Raw genomic sequence first — 21,795 nt, forward strand, 5'->3', positions numbered from 1 at the left:
GATTGGTTACATTTTATCTTAACCACATTACGATACTATTGATTACTAAAAACACACCAAAACCCATAAGAATAGAGCCTGTAATTCTGTTGAGAGAACGCAATAGTTTAGCAGTAATGAAAGGACGGAGTTGTTTTGCTCCAACAATTTTCAAAACGTCAATGGTGAAAAAAGTAAATAAAATAACCAAAAGATACACAAACATTTCGAATCCAGACAAAGGATTGGCCGTTCCAGAATGCCCTAATGCCATAACAGAAAACCAATAAAAAATAACTAATGGGTTCGCTAAATTCAAAAGTAAACCTTTAATGAAAAGTATCCAATAATCTTTTGAGCCAGAACTGAATTTCCTGGTTTTCTTGATTTCTATTGTGCCTACTTTTTTAAAGAAGGTGACATAACCATAGACCAAGAATAGCGCTCCTCCTATTGCACGGATTAATGCATTGTCTCCTCCTCTAGAAAGTTCCTCAACCTGTTGAATGAAAACATAAGCAATAACGATATAAATAATGTCACTGATTAAAACTCCAGCATCAAAAGCCAAAGCAGCACGAATTCCTTTTTTTATACTTGTTTCTAGAAGCACAAAAAATGCTGGACCAAGCATTACGCTTAGTATAAGACCGGTGACAATTGCTTTAAGAAGTAGTTCAGACACGTATATTCTTATTCCCTATTAATTAATCGTTGAGTTTTAAAACAGCTAAAAAGGCTTCTTGTGGTACTTCTACTCTACCCACTTGACGCATACGTTTCTTTCCTTCCTTTTGTTTTTCTAAAAGTTTTCTTTTTCTAGAAATATCTCCTCCATAACATTTGGCGGTAACATCCTTACGCAAAGCTTTAATGGTTTCACGAGCAATAACTTTAGCCCCAATACTTGCTTGAACTGGAATCTCAAATTGTTGACGCGGAATCAATTCTTTTAATTTAATACAAATCTTTTTCCCTAAACTAAAAGCGTTGCTTCTGTGAACTAATGCAGATAATGCATCAACCTGTTCGTGGTTCAACAACACATCTAACTTAACCAAGTCTGATTTTTGATAACCAATGGGGTGATAATCAAAAGATGCGTATCCTTTTGAGACTGACTTTAAACGGTCATAGAAATCAAATACGATCTCTGCCATTGGCATATTGAATGTAATTTCTACCCTGTCTTGTGTTAAGTAAACTTGGTTTTGTAATTCTCCACGTTTTTCAACACAAAGGTTCATGATTTGCCCCACATAATCTGATTTTGTAATTACCTGTGCTTTAATAAACGGTTCTTCAATCGTTTCAATGATTGAAGGATCTGGCAATTCAGATGGGTTGTTTACAGTCAACCTAACTTCTGGTTCTTTTTTCGTATAACAATAGTAAGACACGTTAGGAACTGTGGTAATCACAGTCATGTTGAACTCACGCTCTAAACGTTCTTGAATGATCTCCATGTGCAACATTCCTAAGAATCCACAACGGAAACCAAAACCTAATGCTGCTGAAGATTCAGGTTCAAAAACCAAAGAGCTGTCATTCAACTGAAGTTTCTCCATTGAGTGACGCAATTCTTCGTAGTCATCAGTATCCACAGGATAGATTCCAGCAAATACCATTGGTTTAACATCTTCGAAACCTTTTACTGCTTCAGAACATGGATTTTCAAAGGAGGTAATGGTTTCCCCTACTTTTACTTCTTTAGCCGCCTTAATTCCTGAAATAATATATCCAACATCTCCTGTTTTTACTTCATTTCTAGGTTGTGGAGTCATTTTTAAAATCCCAATCTCATCGGCATGATAGGTTGCACCCGTATTTACAAATTGAATTTTTTCTCCTTTTTTAATCGACCCATTCATAACTCGGAAGTAGGCAATAATTCCTCTAAATGAGTTAAACACCGAATCGAAAACCATTGCTTGTAAAGGTCCGTCTGGATCTCCTTTTGGCGCTGGTACACGTGTTAAAATCGCTTCTAATATTTTGTCAATTCCCATTCCTGTTTTCCCAGAGGCTGGAATCACATCAGCAGGATCACAACCAATCAAATCAACGATTTGGTCAGTTACTTCTTCGGGTTCTGCTCCAGGTAAATCCATCTTATTTAGAATTGGAATGATCTCCAGGTCGTGCTCTAATGCTAAATATAAATTTGAAATGGTCTGGGCTTCTATTCCTTGTGCTGCGTCTACAATCAGTAAAGCTCCTTCACAAGCGGCAATAGAACGAGAAACTTCATATGAAAAGTCAACGTGACCCGGTGTGTCGATTAAGTTCAGGATGTATTTTTCACCATCTATTTCATAATCCATTTGAACCGCGTGGCTCTTAATGGTTATTCCACGTTCTCGCTCTAGATCCATATCATCTAAGGCCTGGTTTTGCATATCTCTGTCTGAGATAGTTCCAGTTGCTTGTAATAATCGATCTGCCAAGGTACTTTTACCGTGGTCAATGTGTGCGATGATGCAGAAATTACGAATATTCTTCATTGATGTCTTTTTGTGACTCTTGTTTAATCTTATTGAGTAATGTGCGAATTTAATGGATTTTCGTCAGCTTTCAATTTATTTCATTGTAAGAATGACAAATGAATAGCGATAAAAATCAAATTACACGGAAAATATACAAATTTGAAAAGGATTGAAAGGTACAAATGGGGCTAAAAAATAATTGGAGATAAAAGCGGGCGCCTCTATCTCCAATCAAACACTACTACTTATGAAACCTAACACTGCAAAGATAAGTAATTTTTATGTTTTACAAAGCTTACCTAGGTATTTATTATTAAAAAAATGTTAATTTTTTTAATCTCACACAAAAATATAGCCTTTTAAAAGAATAATCGACCGTTAATCCATTCCGGGTCAAGGGTTGCTCCTATTGACTCATAGAACTTTATAGCGGGTTCATTCCAATCCAAAACCTGCCAATCCATTCTTTTAACTTTTAATGTTTTTGCTTCATCAATCAATTTTTGAAATAAAATTCGACCAATTCCACCTCTTCTATATGCGGGTTGAATGTATAAGTCTTCTAAATAAAGACATCTTCCCCTCCACGTTGAATAAGAAATATAGTATAAGGCAATTCCTCGAATGGCACCGTCCAATTCATAAACAAAACAATCGCATATTTTATCATCAAATAAATCGATGGCCAATTGTTCGGGAGTATTAATAACTTCTTCTGGTGCTTTTTCATATAGTGCAAGTTCATGCACTAAGCCCATAATTTGAGTTTCATCCCCACGCTTTGCTCTACGGATGTTCTTTGCTAATTCCATTCTAGCTTTTTTATAATCCTCCTAGGTTAAATCTCAACCTGATTCCTGAAGAAATATTTCCAGTGACATATGAAGTAGCAACTACAGGGGTATTCAATTGCTGATCGTAGTAAAGTGAGATCGTTAAATTTTTACCAATGAGGTAATCTGCACTTGAACGGATAGAGAATACACGTTGACCTGCCGTAGCTTGTGTGGTGTTCTCTATAACTTTACGAATCACCGTCATGTTATCACGTATAGAAAAATCAATTCTAATGTTTAAATCTGATGGTTTCAATTTGGTACCTTGGAATGAAAGTGGTAGTCTAAACTTCGTAAACTTATATCCTGTTCCAATAACGATTTCTGTTCCTGTCATCTCTGTCAATTGGTTGTTGGCCAATGAAAGTGATGCTGAACGTTCTTTGCTAAATTCAAACTTCGTCAACAATCCATTACCTCCTACTTTCCAGGTTGCATCAAATCCAATCAATGGAGAAAAACGTTCTGAAATGGTAATGTTTTGTACTTGTTGATTCGCAATGAAATTGTTGTTGATGTCTCGTGCAGTCAAATTACCGTCTGCATCTTGTTGTGAATTCAAGTTCGTTTGCATTCCGCCTACAGTAACAGATGAGGTATAACCATGACGCAAAGTAAAGTTCTGTACGAATTTCTTAAAGAAATCAAACTTGGTTAATCCATTATAAGAAATCTGCCAGTTGGGCAAAGGAATACTGCGTATTGGAGAAATCGATTTATTATTGACGCTTTTTCCTGAATAAGTGGTTAAAAACGCACCAATAATTACATCTTGATGACTTGGACCATATCCATCGTAATACCCTGCACTATCAGAAGTACTGTAAGGATTTCCTTGACCTAAGAAGGTAGAAATCTCACTTCGTTTATCCCTCAGTGTGTTGAAGGATGGTGATCGATAATCTTTATCCATGCTTTCAAATGCTGAACGAATAGATATCGTGGAATACGTCACTGTTGTACTTTTAAACCTGCTTTGACTTTCGAAGGCCTGTAAACTGTCTGAAAAACGATAGAACTCAGATGAACTTTCTGTAAAGTTTCTATTCATTGTTAAGTCAATTTTCAAATCTTTGATGGGTTCTAAACTCGCCCTCAGGTTATAGTTTTGGGCATGCATGATCGTGTGCTGAGTGTTTAACCCACTCGTATCTACTACAAAACCTCTATCCCCTAAATATGGTGCGTATTCAAATCCATTGTCGCGTCCAAACACATCTCTTTGTTGCTGACCCACTGCAAAACCTCGGACTTTGCTGTTTCCAAATGAAGTTCCATTCATTCCAAACAAGTGCGCTTCTTCTGTGAATCCTGGCAATAACATTCCATCGTTTTGACTGTATGTACCAGAAACGGTTCTTACACTCATTAAAGCCCTCGCAAAGAATCCGGTAACAGGATGGAAGGGTTTACCAAATTTTTCTTGGTTCTTTTCCTCGCGTTCCTCTTGCTTCGCAATTCTTTCGTTTTGATTTTCTAATCGTGGCTCCTTCTTCTCTAGCTTACGCTCTACCTTATTCAATTCTTTTTGGTGTTCTGCGAGTTCTTCTGGACTTAAGTTATTGATGTTTACCTTATCAAGTTGTTGTTTCTTTTGTTCTAACTCTTTGACTTTCTGTGCGAGTTTACTGTTGTTCTTGGAATTGGATCCACCTCGACTTCCTCCACCTCTATTTCCACCAATTGAACGGCGCATCGTTGCTCTTCCACCTCTTCCGTCTTCTATCACTTTCTTTAGGAAATCTGATTTCTTGTATAAGGTAGCCATATTCAATTGTCCAGTAGCGTTAATTGTTCTACTGTTTTGAATCGTGTTTCCAAATGCTTCTTGGCCCAGATTCGGACGTGTCCATTCATAAGAACCTGAATAACGAATATTCGAGTTAATAAAGTCCAAAGCAGGAATTTTATTGAATGGAAGATTATAAGAAATGTTGTACGTATGGTCATAACGCATTGTTTTACCTAAAGTACGCAATTGAGACCTTACAGAGTCTTGGAATTCTCGGTATAAATCTGGACTTTCATTTCTGTCTACCTGCCCTTCTGGTTCATCAATAATAGAACTGTTATTGGCACCGAAATCAAATTTTAGATTACGTGTTAAATCGTATTTAAAGTTGAATGTTCTGTTCCAAACAAAATTCTTCAAATAAATCGGTTGGAACTCAAAACTCGTATTCGGAATGTTGTTTTTGATTTGGCGTTCATTGTAATTTCTAATCACATTATTTCTTACACTAATGTTTTTAGGTCCTAAATAAAGGTTAGATGAACGCACCAAATCCCACCATTTAGATTTACGCATAAAGGCGACATTCTTAAAGGGTTCCCACAAGGTCGGCGAACCATTGTAAACATAATTCACACCACCTTTCCATATTTTTGTACGGTCATAATTGGTTCTAAAATCACGGTAGAGGTCTTCACTGTAAGCAAAGTTCAATGAAAAGTTACTGATGTCCCATATTTTAGCATCTGACCCTGGTTTTCTTTGGCGTCGAACGTTGGTAAAGTTAAACGATTTACGTTCGTTGAATTCCTGCCCTTCTTTCATCCTCTTTCTTCGCTCATCGGCATCGTAAGATGACAACTCAACGTCAGGATTATAAGGGTCAAATCGTGGATTAATGGTTCCTACAGAATAAGTATATAGGAATGGAATATCAATTTTTGCTTTTTCTCCAAGCAATTGTCCTGCTTGAACATTTGCAGAAACATCTAAGTTCAATCGGGTATCGCGTTGACGATCAGAAACTCGGCTATCAACACTTCCCCAGTTCAATCCACTGTATGCACCTGCCACCTGAATATTCGCAAAGTCAGCAATTTTCAATTGAGCCTGTGCCAATGCAGCTGAACCTCCTTCATTTTGGAATTCTGTCAGCCTCAACTCGTTCACCCATACTTGTACACATTTCGATAATCCATCATCTGGCTTCCATGGATTGTCTGCATTTTGAGCAGGATTTCTCACCCCAATCATAATGGTTTTAACATCCGTCAAGTTAGGATTCCCTTTCACCTTCATCATCCTCTTCGGGTGACTCACATTACTGACGTCTGAGCTTCCTGGTTGATGATTCGTTGGTCGGGCATATTCAACGTTATACGCCGCGCCAGAACCGGGTTGTTCAAGGGCATTATTCCTTTCTTTTTTCAGGGCAATTAACTCATCAAAAACAATTCTTAGGTTGTTTTCTTCCGGCCATATTTCAGTATCTGAAGTGGCTCCCCACGAGGTAACTTTCATAGGGACTTCATATTCATAATAGTTTTCCCTAAAGTCTGTTCCTAATCGAACAAAGACGGTGACATCATTATCTGCGAGGGGCTTTGTGGGCTCCATTTCCTCTGCGTGCAGGAAGAGTTCCAGATTCTTATACATGATCATGTCCATACCCACGTTTTTGGTCGCGGCCCTGGCATCACCATCTTTCAAATCACAAACCTCAATGGTCATTGATTGCTCATTCAATTGACGTTGGAATTGCTGAGAAGGGTCAACTTCACGCAAAATTCCCGGTGGAATAACATAAGGAATTGGATCTCTTTGATCGTGTTCTTCAACGTTTACAGCACCAATATCAAAGCTCGTTAAATCAGGGTCTGTTTGCACTCCATCGGAAGCTTGAACCAAACTTTCTCTGAACTTTCTCCATTCACTTCGTACAAGCTCTAACTTGGCAAAACGCAAAGTGGTTGTTTCTTCAAAAGAACGCAAGAACATTCTCATGAATCGAATAGAACGGAAATCTGAAATTCCATTTACTGCTTTTTCAGGACTCCTGATCGGCACTCGGAATTGGTACCATTTGTAATTTTTACTCCCTACAGAATATTCTCTGGTGTTGATGATATAGTTCTTACCTACTACTAAATCACTTTGACGAAGCGAAACTTTATATTGATAGTAACTCTCTGTTTCACTCAAGTTATTGTCACGGTTCACGTCTTCCATATCAGGAGAATTCGTTGCTTGCGTATTGTAACCTGCAGCATTAATACTTGCAGACATTTCAGGTGTTGGAGAGTTTCCTTCGTGTCCGTTCCAATATTTGTAACGACGTGCAATTCCTAACTGTTGCTGGTCATAACGGTCGTCACGGTAATAAGTATAATTATCTCTTGAAACATCTGAAAGCAAATCATCCTTTGCTGCTTGCGATAAAGTCGGGTGGTTTTGTACCCAGCTCACATAATTAGCATAGGCTTCACGTTCTTTATCATCGTTGTATCCATCTAAACCAACATCTTGTGCTGCGCGGGTTTCAGGGTCATTGTCAAATGCATTCACAACAACTTGCTCGGTTGAAACTCTAGCCCAGTTTGTAACATCTGTGTTTTGCGTATTTGAAAACTCTCTAGGCAGTCCGTTTTCAAAACTTTTTCTTGAATCAGGAAGAATATCCTCTGATAAATTCCCTAAGTTAAAATAAAGATCACCTCCTGTATGGTTTGTATTTGGGTCTTGTGCTTCTTGGTCCGCATTGAACGGGTCCATCATCCAGAATTGAATGTACTCAACATTGGTTTCTTCAAAATTCGTTGTCGTCAAAGAACGCATCACACCAGCCCATCGGTCTTGTGGATTTATGAATTCTCCTTCTGCGTTCACCGTATTGGTTGTATCATAATTATACATCCCGCGCTCCTTCGGATAATAAGTCATATCAAAGGTAGGAAGGTTTGTTATCTCCCCTAAAGCAGGGTCATTGTTGGGGAATAATTGTGATTTATTGACATACGCAACGTTCATGTTCTCCTGAATCGACGGGTCTTCAGCAATATGTTGAGGCGTTGTTCCAGAATTGGTGTGGAATGTTGAATAATCAATCACATACCAAGAAAGATGTGAACGATTGAAGCCCGCTGCCAAGTTGTTTTTTAATGAAGCTTCGGGGAAAAGATCTGTTTGCCCTTGTGGAATTGAGGCCAGCTTCCATGAAGTAAAGTTCTTTAAGTCTATGGTTGATTGACTTCCTTCAAAGTCATCCACATAAGAAATTCCTTCTTTTGAAATTGCACGTGGACTACCAGGAATCAAATGCGCTGCTTCTGCGTTTAAGGTAAGCGTTGACATTTGTTTGGTTGAGATGGTTGGAATGAAGTTGATCAACTTAGTTAAGAAAGGAATATCCGTTCGATAAGAAAGGTTTACTCCCACAATATTGTTTTTGAATGGCTCATCACCAATATCTACCTTTTGGGTAATTGGTTTTTCTGTCATTCTCATCCATGTTGCACCAACATTAAAGTCTGGGTTAATCATGTAGTTCAAATGCGTACCGATCAAAGATTTGTTTTGGAAACCAAATACGGAGTTACTTTCAATAGCAATTTTAATGTCTGCGTTAGATTCTAAAACAGCACTGTTTAAGATTTTAACACGTCCTAAGTTATAATCCACCGTAAAATCTGAACCTTCTTGTAATCTAATTCCTCCTGCGGTAACCACAACAGATCCTTCAGGAACGTTGAGTGCGTTCAATGGAATTTCATCACTTACTGAAGACTCATATTTACCCACAAAATAGAACCTGTTTTTCTGTGGGAGTTGCTGAGCAGCAATTTTTGTAGAATCATAAAGCTCTTTAAAAGCTACGTTACCTGCAATTTGATACAAACCTGCATCATTCATTTCATTTTCTACCGTTGCACCAAAAGGCTCAATGGTACTGAAATAAATTCGTCCATTTCGGGTGTTTATTGTTCCTCCGTTTGTGGCTCTGTTTCCTTCGAAGGTAATGGGCATAAAGTCAAACACTCCATCTTTTTGAGCACGGTTATTTTGGTTCATTCTGTCCATTCCAATAACATCAATTACTTGACGATCGTCTAATCCTGGATAAGGAAGGAAATTTACCAGCAAACTGTTATCTGGGTTATTGTAAAGGATGTCTAACCTAAATCCTTCTTGACTCACTTGGTATGCACCAATCGAATAAACGTTTTTCATCATCAAATCCCACAATTTATTCTTAGGATTCGTGATGGTAGGTTTCAATAACTTTAGGAATAAGGCATCTGTTCCAACGATTCCATCTGTAGAAAACTCTCCAACTTGATAGGTTCTACCAGCGTATGTATATTCATAAGCCACAGCAAGAACCTCATCATTATTTAATGGTAAATTAACTGAGATAAATCCGAGTTGCGCGTTGTATGAAAATTCTTGTTCGGTTAGTTTTCTTGCATTTTCAACCTTTTCGTAATCTCTTGCTTGTTGGAACGGACCAGGAGAGGTCAATTCAGATTCTAAAGCGACGACTGCATTATTAAATCCACGAATTGTCGGATTATTTTTAATGTAGTTGTATAGCCCGTTTGAGGTATTGTTTGGCAATTCGTTACTCGAAGCACTTCCAGGGTCTCCCGACCAGTTGCTTGGTTTTGCTTCTCCTAAATCTGTAAAAGCTAAAATATTTCTTGTGTCTTCAACTTTGTTGGTTTGATTGGTCACCCAAACTTCTATTCGTGTAATGTTCACCAATGAACTAACCACAGGTACAGTTTTCATTGCTTCATCGTAATGCTCACGGTGGTAGTAGTTCAAGAAATAGTGACGGTTGGCTTCGTATTCGTCGGCTTTTAGTTTAAAATCCTTCACTTGAGCACCGCCTTTAATATTGATCTCTTGTTTTTGTCCTTGTGAAGTAGAAGCAATAGCGTCGATGGTTAATCGTCCAAACTTCATTTTAGTTTTTACCCCAAATAAGGTTTGTGAACCTTCGATTAATGAAGTTTCCAATGGCATGGAAACGTTACCCGCTTCAATCTTCTGTAAAATTTGATCTTCGTTTCCTGTCCATTCTAGCTTTGTAACGTTGTCAAAACTAAAGGCCGCTTCGGTGTTGTATGAAGCTCCTAACTTTAGTTTGTCTCCAATCTGACCCACAAGATTCAATTGAATTTGTTGTTGAAAGTCAAATCGAGTAATGCGTCGGTCTTTCTCAGGAATACTTGGGTTGTCGTATCTTGCTGAATTAACACCCAAAGACAATTCTACACTACCTTCAGGACGAATCTGGATTTCATCTGACCCGAAAATATTTGCAAACAATGGACTGTCAATTTTAAGTGGTGGAATTAGGCCTTGCTCTTCTGCTGTTTGGGCATCTATTTTCTCTTTCCAATAGTTTTGCATGTTTTGTTGGCGCTCATATTCAATGTATTCATCCAAGGTCATCATCGAACCTCTTCTGTAATCCATATCGCCGATTACCTCTTTAAAAACATACTTTCCTGTTTTCGGATCATAAACAATCGTTTTTTGAACACTGGAAGGGTCTCCAAGGTCAAAACTTTGTTTGTTGTTCCCTGTCGGATCATAGGGGTTGTTAATTGGATAGTGCAGTTTCGTTGTATCCGTATTCTTCTGAGCGAAAGCAGGAAGCGCCATAGCCCAAAAAACAGAGGCTAAAAAAGCCCACTTCCATATTGTATTTAGTGTTAATGTATTCACTGTTGATTTTTCCAGTTATAAAACCTTTAATGCATCTTTGATTAAAAGTTCAACGGTACCTTGTTCTTTATGTACTTTATTTATGGCCTTTTCAGCTGATTTTTTATCAAAACCAAGTGAGACCAATGCAGTTAACGCATCAAATCGAAGAGTATTGTTTGGAGAGGTAATATTCTCTCCTGAAACTTCGAATTTTAACATTTTGTCCTTCAAATCGACGATCACTCGCTGTGCTGTTTTTACCCCTATTCCCTTGACGCTCTTTATGGTATCAACGTCTTCCGAGGTAATTGCTTGTGCAATTTCAGCAGGACTTAATCCAGAAAGCATCAAAATTCCTGTATTTGGACCAATTCCGGAAACAGAGACCAATAAATTAAACATTTCTCGTTCCTCCGTATCTTTAAATCCATATAGAATTTGAGCGTCTTCGCGTACTACAAATTGCGTAAAAATCTTAATTGACTCCTCATTCCCAATAGCGGAATAGGTATTCAAAGAAATACGCACATCATATCCAATCCCACCACACTCAACGATGAGAGAAGTGGGCGTTTTTTCAACAAGTCGACCATTGAGGTAAGTAATCATAATTATTTATTTTGAGCATCCACTACAGCAACCTTCACCATATTTACCACTTCTCTTACGGAAGCACCGAGTTGCAATACATGAATAGACTTATTTAATCCAACCAGCACAGGTCCAATTGCTTCAGCGTCTGTCATTTCCTGCAATAGCTTATAAGCAATATTTCCAGCAGACAAATTAGGGAAAATAAATGTGTTCACCTTTTTGTTGGCCAATTCAGAGAATGAAAACTTATCCATCATCAGGTCATTGTTAAGCGCAAAATTGGCTTGAACCTCACCATCTACCGTCAATGTCGGGTACTTATCGTGAATAATTTCTACAGCTTTGGCCATTTTTTTAGCATCTTTACCTTCGGCAGAACCAAAGTTAGAATAAGAAAGCAAAGCAATTTTTGGATTCACTTTGAACTTACGAATCGTTTTGGCAACATGATGTGTAAGGTCGGCAATTTCTTCAGCAGTTGGATCAAAATTAACCGTTGTATCGGCTAAGAAAATCGGACCGCGTTTTGTTACCAAAATATACATTCCCGCAACCCTGTCAACATCTTTTTGTGTTCCTACAACCTGAAGAGCAGGTCGCAACACGTCACTATATTTTCTAGTTGCTCCAGAAATCATTGCATCCGCATCGCCAGACTGAACCATCATTGCTCCAAAATAATTTCGTTCCCTCATTATTTTTGATGCTTCATACTCTGTAAACCCTTTACGTTTTCTCAATTCAAAAAACTCTTTTGCATAACGCTCTAATCGTTCTTTTTCTCCTTCGTCTTTTGGATCTACGATTTCAACATCTGGAAAATCCATATTGTACTCTTCGATCATGTTGAGTACTTTGTCTTTTCTTCCCAACAAGATTGGAATAGCAACACCTTCTTCAAATGCTGTTTGTGCCGCTTTAAGAATTTTATAATTATCTGCTTCAGCAAAAACTACACGTTTAGGATTACGTTCTGCTTTTTCAGTAATGGTTCTCACCAATTTATTGTCAATCCCTAAACGATTTTTCAAATTGGCTTCATAAGCATCCCAATCTTCAATTGGGTTTCTCGCCACACCGGAATCCATCGCTGCTTTAGCTACTGCTGGGGCAACATGATAGATCAATCTTGAATCAAGTGGTTTAGGAATAAATTGATCACGTCCGAAAGTAATCCCTCTTTCTCCATAAGCTTCGCTTACTTCTTCTGGAACAGTTTCTTTCGCTAAATTAGCAATGGCATAAACCGCTGCCAACTTCATTTCTTCGTTGATGCATTTTGCACGAACATCAAGGGCACCTCTAAAAATAAATGGGAATCCCAAAACGTTATTCACTTGGTTAGGATGATCAGATCGTCCTGTTGCCATGATCAAATCTTTACGTACAGACATTGCATCTTTGTAGGCAATCTCTGGGTCTGGATTGGCCAAAGCAAATACAATAGGGTTGTCTGCCATAGATTTCACCATTGCTTTAGAAACGACACCACCTCTTGATAAACCAACAAGTACATCTGCCCCTTTGAGCTCTGTCGCTAGATCAGCCGTTTTCTCATGGTGTTCTGCAAAAAACGCTTTATTTCCTTCTAGATTCTCTCTGTCTTTACTCAGCAATCCTTTACTGTCGAACATGAAAATATTTTCCATTTTCGCACCTAGAGAATTATAAAGTTTAGCGCAGCTCATGGCAGAAGCACCTGCACCAGAGATCACAATCTTTACCTCTTCAATTTTCTTATCTGCTAATTCCAAAGCATTCAACAAACCAGCAGCAGAAATAATTGCTGTTCCATGCTGATCGTCGTGCATTACTGGAATATCTAACTCTGCTTTTAATCGCTCTTCTATTTCAAAAGCTTCTGGAGCTTTTATGTCTTCCAAGTTAATTCCCCCAAAAGTTGGAGCTATTGCTTTTACCGTTTGGATAAATAATTCTGGATCATTGGCATCAACTTCAATATCAAAAACATCGATATCGGCGAATATTTTAAACAACAATCCTTTTCCTTCCATTACTGGTTTAGAAGCAGCAGGACCAATATCGCCCAGCCCTAAAACCGCTGTACCATTTGATATTACAGCAACTAAATTTGATTTTGCGGTATATTTATAGACATCGTCTGGATTTTTTGAAATTTTCAAACAAGGTTCTGCGACCCCTGGAGAATATGCCAATGATAAATCACGTTGCGAACTGTAAGGTTTTGTAGGAACAACTTCTATTTTCCCTGGTTTACCTTGTGAGTGATAGTCAAGTGCATCTTGTTTTCTTATCTTAGCCATATGAATATGTTTTTGTAAATCTTTGCAAGGCTGTAAATTTAACAAAAACCAACACATCAAAAGAATTAAAGAGTTCAAAGTATGGCAAAACAGAAAATAATTGTTTTTTCAGGTGCTGGAATAAGCGCTGAATCAGGGCTAGGTACCTTTCGCAATAGTGGAGGCTTATGGGAAAAATACAACATAGAAGAAGTCGCCACCCCCGAAGCATGGGAAAGAGACCCAGCAATGGTGACGGAATTTTACAATATGCGACGCAAACAGTGTTATGAAACAAGTCCTAATGCTGCGCATTATGCAATTGCCGAATTAGAGAAGCAATATCGGGTTGAAGTGATTACCCAAAACATTGATGATTTACACGAAAGAGCAGGAAGCTCCAATGTGACCCATCTTCATGGTGAAATCAGTAAGGTCAAAAGTTCTGGTCCAAATGCGGAAAAACAATATTTCCCACAAGAAAATTGGGAAGTAAAAATGGGCGATGTATGTCCGGAAGGTTATCAACTGCGCCCACATGTGGTTTGGTTTGGCGAGGCTGTTCCTATGTTGGACAAGGCCATTGCTCAAATCGAGGAAGCAGACATTGTAATTGTTGTAGGTACTTCGTTAAATGTATACCCAGCTGCGGGAATTATTTCTTACGCTCCAAGTCAAGCACAGTACTACCTTATCGACCCAAGCGAAGTGAATGTTCCTCTATATTTTAATGTGATTCAAGAAAATGCTTCTATAGGTGTACCTTATTTAGTTGAAAAATTACTCAGCAAAAAACCCTGATCTTTTTTAGACCAGGGTTTTCAATATTACTGTGCGCAATTAACGCAGCAAATTCCTTATTGTTTAATTAATCTTTGAACGGTACTTTTTGAACCACTTTGATCGATGATATTTACAAAGTAAACACCTCTTTTTAGAGCGCTTACATTGACTTGATGGTTTGAACTAGAAATAGAAGCACGTTTAACCTCCTTTCCTAAAGCATCCATAAAGACTACAGTACCACCATTCTTAAGCGCTTCTCCTTCAAAAGAAACAAGATCTTGCGTTGGATTAGGATAAACACTAAATGATAAACTCTTTTCTTTTTGTGTGGAAGCCGTTGAAGAGAACATTACTGTTAGTGAGTCAATTTTATCTTGATTTGCATCCAAAACAAAATACCTCACTGTAGCTGTTCCTGCTCCTCCACCAGTAGTGATTTGAGGCTTAAACAAAACAGAATCTCCATTTTCAATTGTTTTTTCAGGACCAATCCAAGAATCATTAGGAATTGGATAACAAATAAAATCATCACACAACTGAAAAGTAAACCCCTGATTTGTAGAGCTCACCACTTTTCTACTCCAGAAAAAAGTATTGGTTGTACCAACATTTTTAAAATATAATGTTTTCGTCATGATATTATCGTACCCTGAAACGTAAACAGTGTCGCCTGCATAATCGATATTGTCTTCTTGTGCTACAATTTCTATAGCCTGACCAAAACTCAAACTCGCACAGGTGAATAAAGCAATAATTGTGTATAGTATTTTCATTTGTTTTATTTTATTTCTACCAAATATAGGCAAAAGCTGTGAAAGCATCAAAAATAATTGAACAAGGAATATAAGGTGAACATATTAGCATTCCAATAGTGATGTTAAATACATTTAAGAAAATTTAAGAGAATTGTTTATTTTTACCCAAATCAAATTTTAAATTAAAACTATACAATTATGAACAAAATTTTACTCGGAGCTGCTTTATTGTTCGCATCTGGAGTAAGTGCACAAACTTACTTTAATGACGACTTTTCAACAGCTATTACAGACAACTGGACACTTGTTGATAGCGACGGTGACGGTAACAACTGGGGGCTTTTTGACAGTCAAGGACCACAAGGTCAAGTGGCTACCTCTGCTTCTTGGAATCAAGCAGCACTTACTCCAGACAACTGGATGATTTCTAATGCTATTGATTTGACATCTGCAACAGGAACTATTTTATTTACTTGGAAAGCATTTGGACAAGATCAAGATTGGGCTGATGAAAACTACTCTGTGTATGTTGGAACAAGCAACACTGTAGCGGACTTCACTACCAATGGAGCAGATTTCACCGAAGTGATCGGAAATACAAATGATGAATATGTGTCAAGAACTATTGACATTTCTACATCTGCAGGTCAAACAATTTATGTTGCGTTTCGTCACCATAATGTTACAGATCAATTCAGGTTGAATATTGATGATGTAAAGGTTGCTACTCCAGTTGCAAACGACATGGCGGTTACTGGTGTAACTGTAGACCGAAGCATTACAGGAGATAGAACATTTACAGTTTCTTTTAATAACAATGGAACAGATGCTGTTACTGCATTTGACTATGAATGGTCATTCGACGGAAGTACTGCAACAACTGTAAACGTTACAGGATTAAACCTTCAAAATGGTGACTCTCACACTGAAACATTCCAAGTAGCAGGTGTAACTGCTGGAACAAAAGCAATTAGTGTTTCGATTACTTCAACTGATGATGATTCATCAAATGATGATATCTCAGGTACAATTGAATTCTTACCTCCGGTACCACAGTATGTAGCAAATGATTCTTACGGAAACTCATTTGATTTACACTCACGTTTATCTAATGGTCAAGCAATTATCTTAGACTTTATGGCATCATGGTGTGGACCATGTGAGTCTTCAACACCAGCGTTGTCTGAATTAGTTGAGAACAATGGTTCTGGAACTGGAAACGTAGAAGCACTTGCAATAACAGTTGAACAAACTGATAATGCTTCAGTTCTTAACAACTTAAACTGGAATGGTGGATTTTACAACTACCCTAAATTCCCTTATGTTACTGCAAATAACACACAATATGTTCACTATGCATCTAACCACGGATTTAACTCAGGTGGTGGTATTCCATTCTTCGTAATGATTTGCCCTAATGTAACTGACCCGGCGAACAGTGATATCGTAAAATACGATGTTGGATATGGTGCTGGAATGTTTAGCGCATACCAAACCGCTTTGGATCAATGTCCAACGGCTACTATGGATGTAATTGAACTTTCTAACGAAGAAATTAACTTCAACGCATATCCAAACCCAGCGAGCACAGTTGTAAATGTTGAGTTTGAGTTAAACACTCAAAATGAAGTTACTGTTTCTATCATCAACACTGTTGGTCAAACTGTAGCAGTAAATAATTTAGGAACTGTTTCTGGATTGCAAACTACACAAATGGATGTTTCTGCACTTGATGCTGGAATGTACATTGTAAAAGTTAAAACTGCAAACGGAGAGCAAACAAAACGTATCTCTGTTGTTAAATAACTCAGATAATTAATGCACAGTAAAGAGAGGCGATTATTCGTCTCTCTTTCTTTTTGGAATCCAATAGTAAGTGCACGATTCCCAAAGGCTTTTTGACATTTATCTATATATTTGACGTCAACACATTATATGGTATGAATTGTGCTTTAATAATGGTGAATTATAAAACTATAAAATCATGAAAAAATTATCACTTCTTTTAGCTTCGGCTTTTGTCTTTTTAACCTTAACAACTACCGCTCAAGAAAATGACAAAGGGATTTTAGACAAAGTAATCCCCGACATGCAATTAAAAGATATTGAAGGAAAAACCATTCAAACAGGACAGTTAGAAAATGATGGCAAACCAATGATTATTTCTTTTTGGGCTACATGGTGTACACCCTGCAAAAAAGAATTAAATGCAATCCACGATTTATATATTGATTGGCAAGATGAAACTGGCGTTCGTTTAATCGCAGTTTCTGTAGATGACCAGCGTACCGCAAGTCGCGTTGTTCCTTATGTAGATTCTAGATCATGGGAATATCAAATTTTACTTGACCCGAATGGAGATTTAAAAAGAGCAATGGGCGTTAACAATGTACCGCATACTTTCTTAGTGGATGGAAACGGTAACATCGTATATTCACACAACAACTATGCACCTGGAGATGAATACGAATTGTATGATGAGATTTTAAAATTAACTGAAGAATAAAGTTAATCTGAATATTTAGTCTGTTAAAATAGCTTATGAAAACTTCAAAAATACTCACTGGTGCACTTCTGTTATTTGCAGGAGTGAATGCGTTGGCGCAAGGGTCTATTTCAGGGAACATGGAGACAAACTTCCAATACCTTTTGTCTGATGATAAAATCAATGCCATTCAACCAGATGAGAAGGCTTTGCTGAATTCTTATATCAATGTTAACTACCGACTCGCTGGATTTAAAGCAGGAGTAAGATTAGAAGGTTATCTTCCTAGAACATTAGGTTACCCGGACCGATTTGATGGGGCTGGATTAGGGTACCGATATGTTGGATACGAAAATGATTTAGTAGATATTACCGTAGGTAACTTCTATGAGCAATTCGGTTCAGGACTTATTTTTCGTTCATACGAAGATCGTGCTTTAGGTTTAGATAACATGATGAATGGAATCAGCTTAAACTTACGCCCTTACAAAGGAGTAACCCTTAAAACGGTATATGGACGCCAACGTTTTGCTTTTGTAGAGGGTAAAAATCAATATGGCGCAGGAATCGTTAGGGGAGCAGATTTAGAAGTTAACTTTAATGAGTGGTTTCCAAAACTCTCTGACCATAATGTTAGAATTACAGGGGGAGGTTCATTGGTTTCTAGGTTCCAAGAAGACAACAACTCTGAATTTGTTTTACCAGAAAACACTGGAGCATATGGAGGACGACTGGCTTTAGCGTACAAAAAGTTCTTCATTAATGGTGAATACATTATTAAAGAACAAGATCCTTCACAAGACAACGGATACATTTATAATTACGGTAAAGGAATGATTGTGAATGCCGGGTACTCTCAAAAAGGTTTGGGAATTGTTCTTTCGGCAAAATCAATTGACAATATGAGTTTTAGAAGTGATAGAGATGCTGTTCTTCAAGACCTCACCATGGGATTCATTCCTCCATTGACCAAAACACATACGTATAATTTAGTCGCAACGCTTTATCCATACGCTTCTCAACCCAATGGTGAAGTAGCTTTCCAAGCAGACATTATTTACAACATCAAAAGAGGAACTAAATTAGGAGGAAAGTACGGAACAGATATTTCTTTGAACTTCTCTACCGCTTATGAACCCTTAAAAAAGACTTCAGGAATCAACCTTTTGGACTCTTCTCGCGTTACTTATGAATCAAGCCTATTCGACAAAAGTGATTTGTTGTACTGGAGAGACATTAATGTGAGTGTGAAAAGAAAAGTACATAAACAATGGACCATTGAAGCGAGTTACTACAATATTTCGATGAACAACGACGTATTGAAACTCACCGACGAAAAAGGAATTATTGAATCTCATATTGGAGTGTTAGATGTTGAATATAAAATCAACAGAAAGCACACTGTTAGAGCAGAAGTTCAAGGATTATGGACAGTGGACAACAAAGATAGAGGAGCTTGGGCAACAGGATTGATCGAGTACACCATTTCACCCGACTGGTTCTTTAGTGCAATATTCCAATCCAATTATGGAAACCCAGTGAAAGAAGACCGCATTAATTACCCGATGTTGTTTGTAGGGAAAATTTGGGGTGCTACACGTGTTCAAGTAGGATATGGAAGACAAAAAGAAGGATTGTTTTGTGTTGGAGGAATATGTAGATTCGTTCCTGCATCAAATGGTTTATCTTTAACATTTACGCATAGTTTCTAATACATAAAGCGATGAAAAATTTATATCAAATTTTATTCTTTTTAAGCGGAACCGTTTTACTTTTCACCAGTTGTGATAAAGTAGAGCATCCATATCAAAATGTAGCAAGTATAGATCTTGATACAAGCTTATATCCAGATGGAACATGGGAGGATTATTTAGCCAATGAATATCCAGTTTTTACACAAAACACCAATACTGATGTTAACGTTTTAATTGAAGATTATACAGGACATACTTGCATTAACTGTCCAACTGCGGCTGATGTTGCACATGGTATTCATGAAAACAATCCCTCACGAATTTTTGTCGCTTCAATTCATATTGATCCAGGAGCACAAATGGTATTTCAAGAATCGTATCCAGATGACAATAAATACTCTACAGACCATACCAATCCAGATGCCGTTGCTTATGGATTAGAGTTTGCCAATGGTTTTAACTTTTTTGGTAATCCACAAGGAACGATTAATAGAAAAACAGTGAACGGAAATATGTTCGCCTTCACAGGAACTTGGCAAAGTAGAGCAACTGATATTCTCAACGAGAATAATCTAAAAGTGAATATACAGTCTGTTTTTAATTATTATCCAAGTACAAATGGGGGTTATCTTCATGTTGAGTTAGAAAAGAAAACCAGCGAAGCAATTAATATGAATTCAGTGGTTTATGTGATTCAAGATTCATTGGTGGATTGGCAAAAAATGCCAGACAATAGCGACAATGAATTTTATGTACACAGAGATAAACACCTTGGGAGCATTGACAACAACCCTTTTGGTGTGAATGCATTTACTCCTGATGCTGCATCGGGTGATAAAGTAATGTTAGATTATTCGTATAAAATTCCTAATGGGTTAGATGTATCCAATATGCATTTATTGATTTATGTTTACGATACAGATACCTACGAAATCTTACAGGTTATAAAGCAGAAAATTCAAGATTAGTAGAAGTGATGGTAGGCCATTAAAATTGAGGCAGAGTGTCACGTAAGTGCAGAGGTACGTAAAAAAGGAAAAAGAAGCCTATTGAAAGTTACACAGACTTTAGTCGGGAGATTTAAAATTTAACAGTGCATAGCTGCATACAAAACTCTTTCTTTTTCTTTTGTCCTTACTTTCTTCTTTGCGAACCTTTGTGATAACTCAGTGCATCTCTGCTTATTTTTTTCTATTTTTGACCTAATTAACTCAAAAACATCATCCATGGGCAAGATTTTAGTCATTGACGACGAAAAAAGCATTCGCAGAGCACTTAAAGAAATTTTTGAATTCGAAAACTACGAAGTTGACGAAGCAGAAGACGGAAAGGAAGGGCTTGAAAAAGCAACGTCACAATATTACGACGTTATTTTTTGTGATATAAAAATGCCCAAGATGGATGGTATGGAGGTATTGGCCGCCCTTCAAAAAGAAAAAGTAGACAGTCCGGTGATCATGATTTCTGGACATGGAAACATTGAAACAGCTGTTGAGGCAATCAAACTTGGAGCTTTCGATTTTATTGAAAAACCACTGGATTTGAACCGTATATTGGTGACCATTCGTAATGCGAGTGAGAAAAACAACTTGGTAGAAGAAAAGAAAGCGTTGAGAAAAACGGTTCAACGTTTTAAAGGCTCTTCAATCATCGGAGAAACGGATGCAATTATTCAAATCAAAGAAATGATTGAAAAAGTGGGTCCTAGTGAAGCACGTGTACTTGTTACTGGAGAAAATGGAACAGGAAAAGAACTTGTTGCTCGATCTCTGCACGACAATAGTCCACGAAAGGACGAAGCTTTTATTGAAGTAAACTGTGCCGCTATTCCAGCAGAATTAATCGAAAGTGAGTTGTTTGGACATGAAAAAGGTGCTTTTACTTCTGCCGTTAAGCAAAAGAAAGGAAAGTTCGAATTGGCCAAAAACGGAACCTTATTCTTGGACGAAATTGGTGACATGAGCGCATCCGCACAAGCCAAGGTATTGCGTGCACTGCAAGAAAATGTAATTCAAAGGGTGGGTGGAGAGAAAAACATAAAAGTTAATCCTCGCATTATCGCAGCAACCAATAAAAATCTCCGTAAGGAAATCGAAGAAGGTAACTTCAGAGAAGATTTATATCACCGTTTAAGTGTTATTTTAATCCATGTTCCAACGCTTAATGATAGACAAGATGATATTCCATTGTTGGCTGAACATTTTTTAACCATGACTTGTGCTGAACACGGAATTCCAAGAAAAAAGTTTACAAATGACGCGCTGGAGGCCCTTAAAAACACCAATTGGACAGGTAATATTCGTGAATTAAGAAACATTATCGAAAGAATGGTGATTTTATGTGACCATGAAATTACAGGATTTGATGTGAATACCTTTTCGAATCCACGAGGGTAAGCGAGCCGTTTTACAATTGTTTTTCTACCGCTTCCTTCCTTGCAGATTGAAAAGTTAATTTGCTTTATTTCTA

13 protein-coding genes are annotated in these 21,795 nt (G+C 37.6%); 6 read left to right on the plus strand and 7 right to left on the minus strand.

What is annotated here, in order from left to right:
* Positions 1-13: 13 nt before the first annotated feature.
* From ACN0U3_RS01215 to ACN0U3_RS01240, 6 genes are all read right to left on the minus strand, one after another.
* Positions 14-664 (minus strand): LysE family translocator, encoded by a 651-nt coding sequence (locus ACN0U3_RS01215; protein WP_417264827.1) that lies wholly within the window; start codon positions 662-664, stop codon positions 14-16.
* A 22-nt stretch (positions 665-686) separates the two neighbouring features.
* Positions 687-2,483 carry a translation elongation factor 4 gene (gene lepA, locus ACN0U3_RS01220; protein WP_299202709.1) on the minus strand — a complete coding sequence of 599 codons (1,797 nt, stop codon included), beginning with the start codon at positions 2,481-2,483 and terminating at the stop codon, positions 687-689.
* A gap of 341 nt (positions 2,484-2,824) precedes the next feature.
* Entirely contained in the window at positions 2,825-3,277 is a 453-nt protein-coding gene (locus tag ACN0U3_RS01225; RefSeq protein WP_299202706.1) for a GNAT family N-acetyltransferase, read from the minus strand.
* A gap of 10 nt (positions 3,278-3,287) precedes the next feature.
* Positions 3,288-10,766, minus strand: coding sequence for a cell surface protein SprA (sprA, locus tag ACN0U3_RS01230; protein WP_417264828.1), 7,479 nt, complete (start codon positions 10,764-10,766; stop codon positions 3,288-3,290).
* Positions 10,767-10,781: 15 nt separating this feature from the next.
* A complete protein-coding gene (gene ruvA, locus ACN0U3_RS01235; RefSeq protein WP_299202701.1) occupies positions 10,782-11,357 on the minus strand; it encodes a Holliday junction branch migration protein RuvA in 576 nt (191 codons plus the stop codon).
* 2 nt (positions 11,358-11,359) lie between these two features.
* Entirely contained in the window at positions 11,360-13,627 is a 2,268-nt protein-coding gene (locus ACN0U3_RS01240) for an NADP-dependent malic enzyme (protein ID WP_417264829.1), read from the minus strand.
* A gap of 81 nt (positions 13,628-13,708) precedes the next feature.
* Between ACN0U3_RS01240 and ACN0U3_RS01245 the strand changes: the two genes are divergently transcribed.
* Complete coding sequence (locus tag ACN0U3_RS01245; RefSeq protein WP_417264830.1) at positions 13,709-14,407, plus strand: SIR2 family NAD-dependent protein deacylase; 699 nt, start codon at positions 13,709-13,711, stop codon at positions 14,405-14,407.
* Positions 14,408-14,463: 56 nt separating this feature from the next.
* Here ACN0U3_RS01245 and ACN0U3_RS01250 read toward each other — a convergent pair whose 3' ends face one another.
* The gene (locus tag ACN0U3_RS01250; RefSeq protein ID WP_417264831.1) at positions 14,464-15,165 is read right to left on the minus strand and encodes a T9SS type A sorting domain-containing protein; all 702 of its coding nucleotides are present in this window, start codon (positions 15,163-15,165) and stop codon (positions 14,464-14,466) included.
* Positions 15,166-15,345: 180 nt separating this feature from the next.
* Between ACN0U3_RS01250 and ACN0U3_RS01255 the strand changes: the two genes are divergently transcribed.
* From ACN0U3_RS01255 to ACN0U3_RS01275, 5 genes are all read left to right on the plus strand, one after another.
* The gene (locus ACN0U3_RS01255; RefSeq protein WP_417264832.1) at positions 15,346-16,953 is read left to right on the plus strand and encodes a choice-of-anchor J domain-containing protein; all 1,608 of its coding nucleotides are present in this window, start codon (positions 15,346-15,348) and stop codon (positions 16,951-16,953) included.
* 178 nt (positions 16,954-17,131) lie between these two features.
* Positions 17,132-17,653: a TlpA family protein disulfide reductase gene (locus ACN0U3_RS01260; protein WP_299202689.1), complete on the plus strand. Its 522-nt coding sequence runs from the start codon at positions 17,132-17,134 to the stop codon at positions 17,651-17,653.
* Between the two features lie 35 nt (positions 17,654-17,688).
* Positions 17,689-19,344, plus strand: a complete 1,656-nt coding sequence (locus tag ACN0U3_RS01265) for a DUF6029 family protein (RefSeq protein WP_417264833.1) — start codon at positions 17,689-17,691, stop codon at positions 19,342-19,344.
* A gap of 11 nt (positions 19,345-19,355) precedes the next feature.
* A complete protein-coding gene (locus ACN0U3_RS01270) occupies positions 19,356-20,294 on the plus strand; it encodes an Omp28-related outer membrane protein (RefSeq protein ID WP_417264834.1) in 939 nt (312 codons plus the stop codon).
* Positions 20,295-20,552: 258 nt separating this feature from the next.
* Positions 20,553-21,722 carry a sigma-54-dependent transcriptional regulator gene (locus ACN0U3_RS01275; RefSeq protein ID WP_417264835.1) on the plus strand — a complete coding sequence of 390 codons (1,170 nt, stop codon included), beginning with the start codon at positions 20,553-20,555 and terminating at the stop codon, positions 21,720-21,722.
* Positions 21,723-21,795 lie beyond the last annotated feature (73 nt).

Origin of the sequence: Brumimicrobium sp., assembly GCF_048268645.1 — a bacterium.
Lineage (GTDB): Bacteria > Bacteroidota > Bacteroidia > Flavobacteriales_D > Crocinitomicaceae > Brumimicrobium > Brumimicrobium ulvae.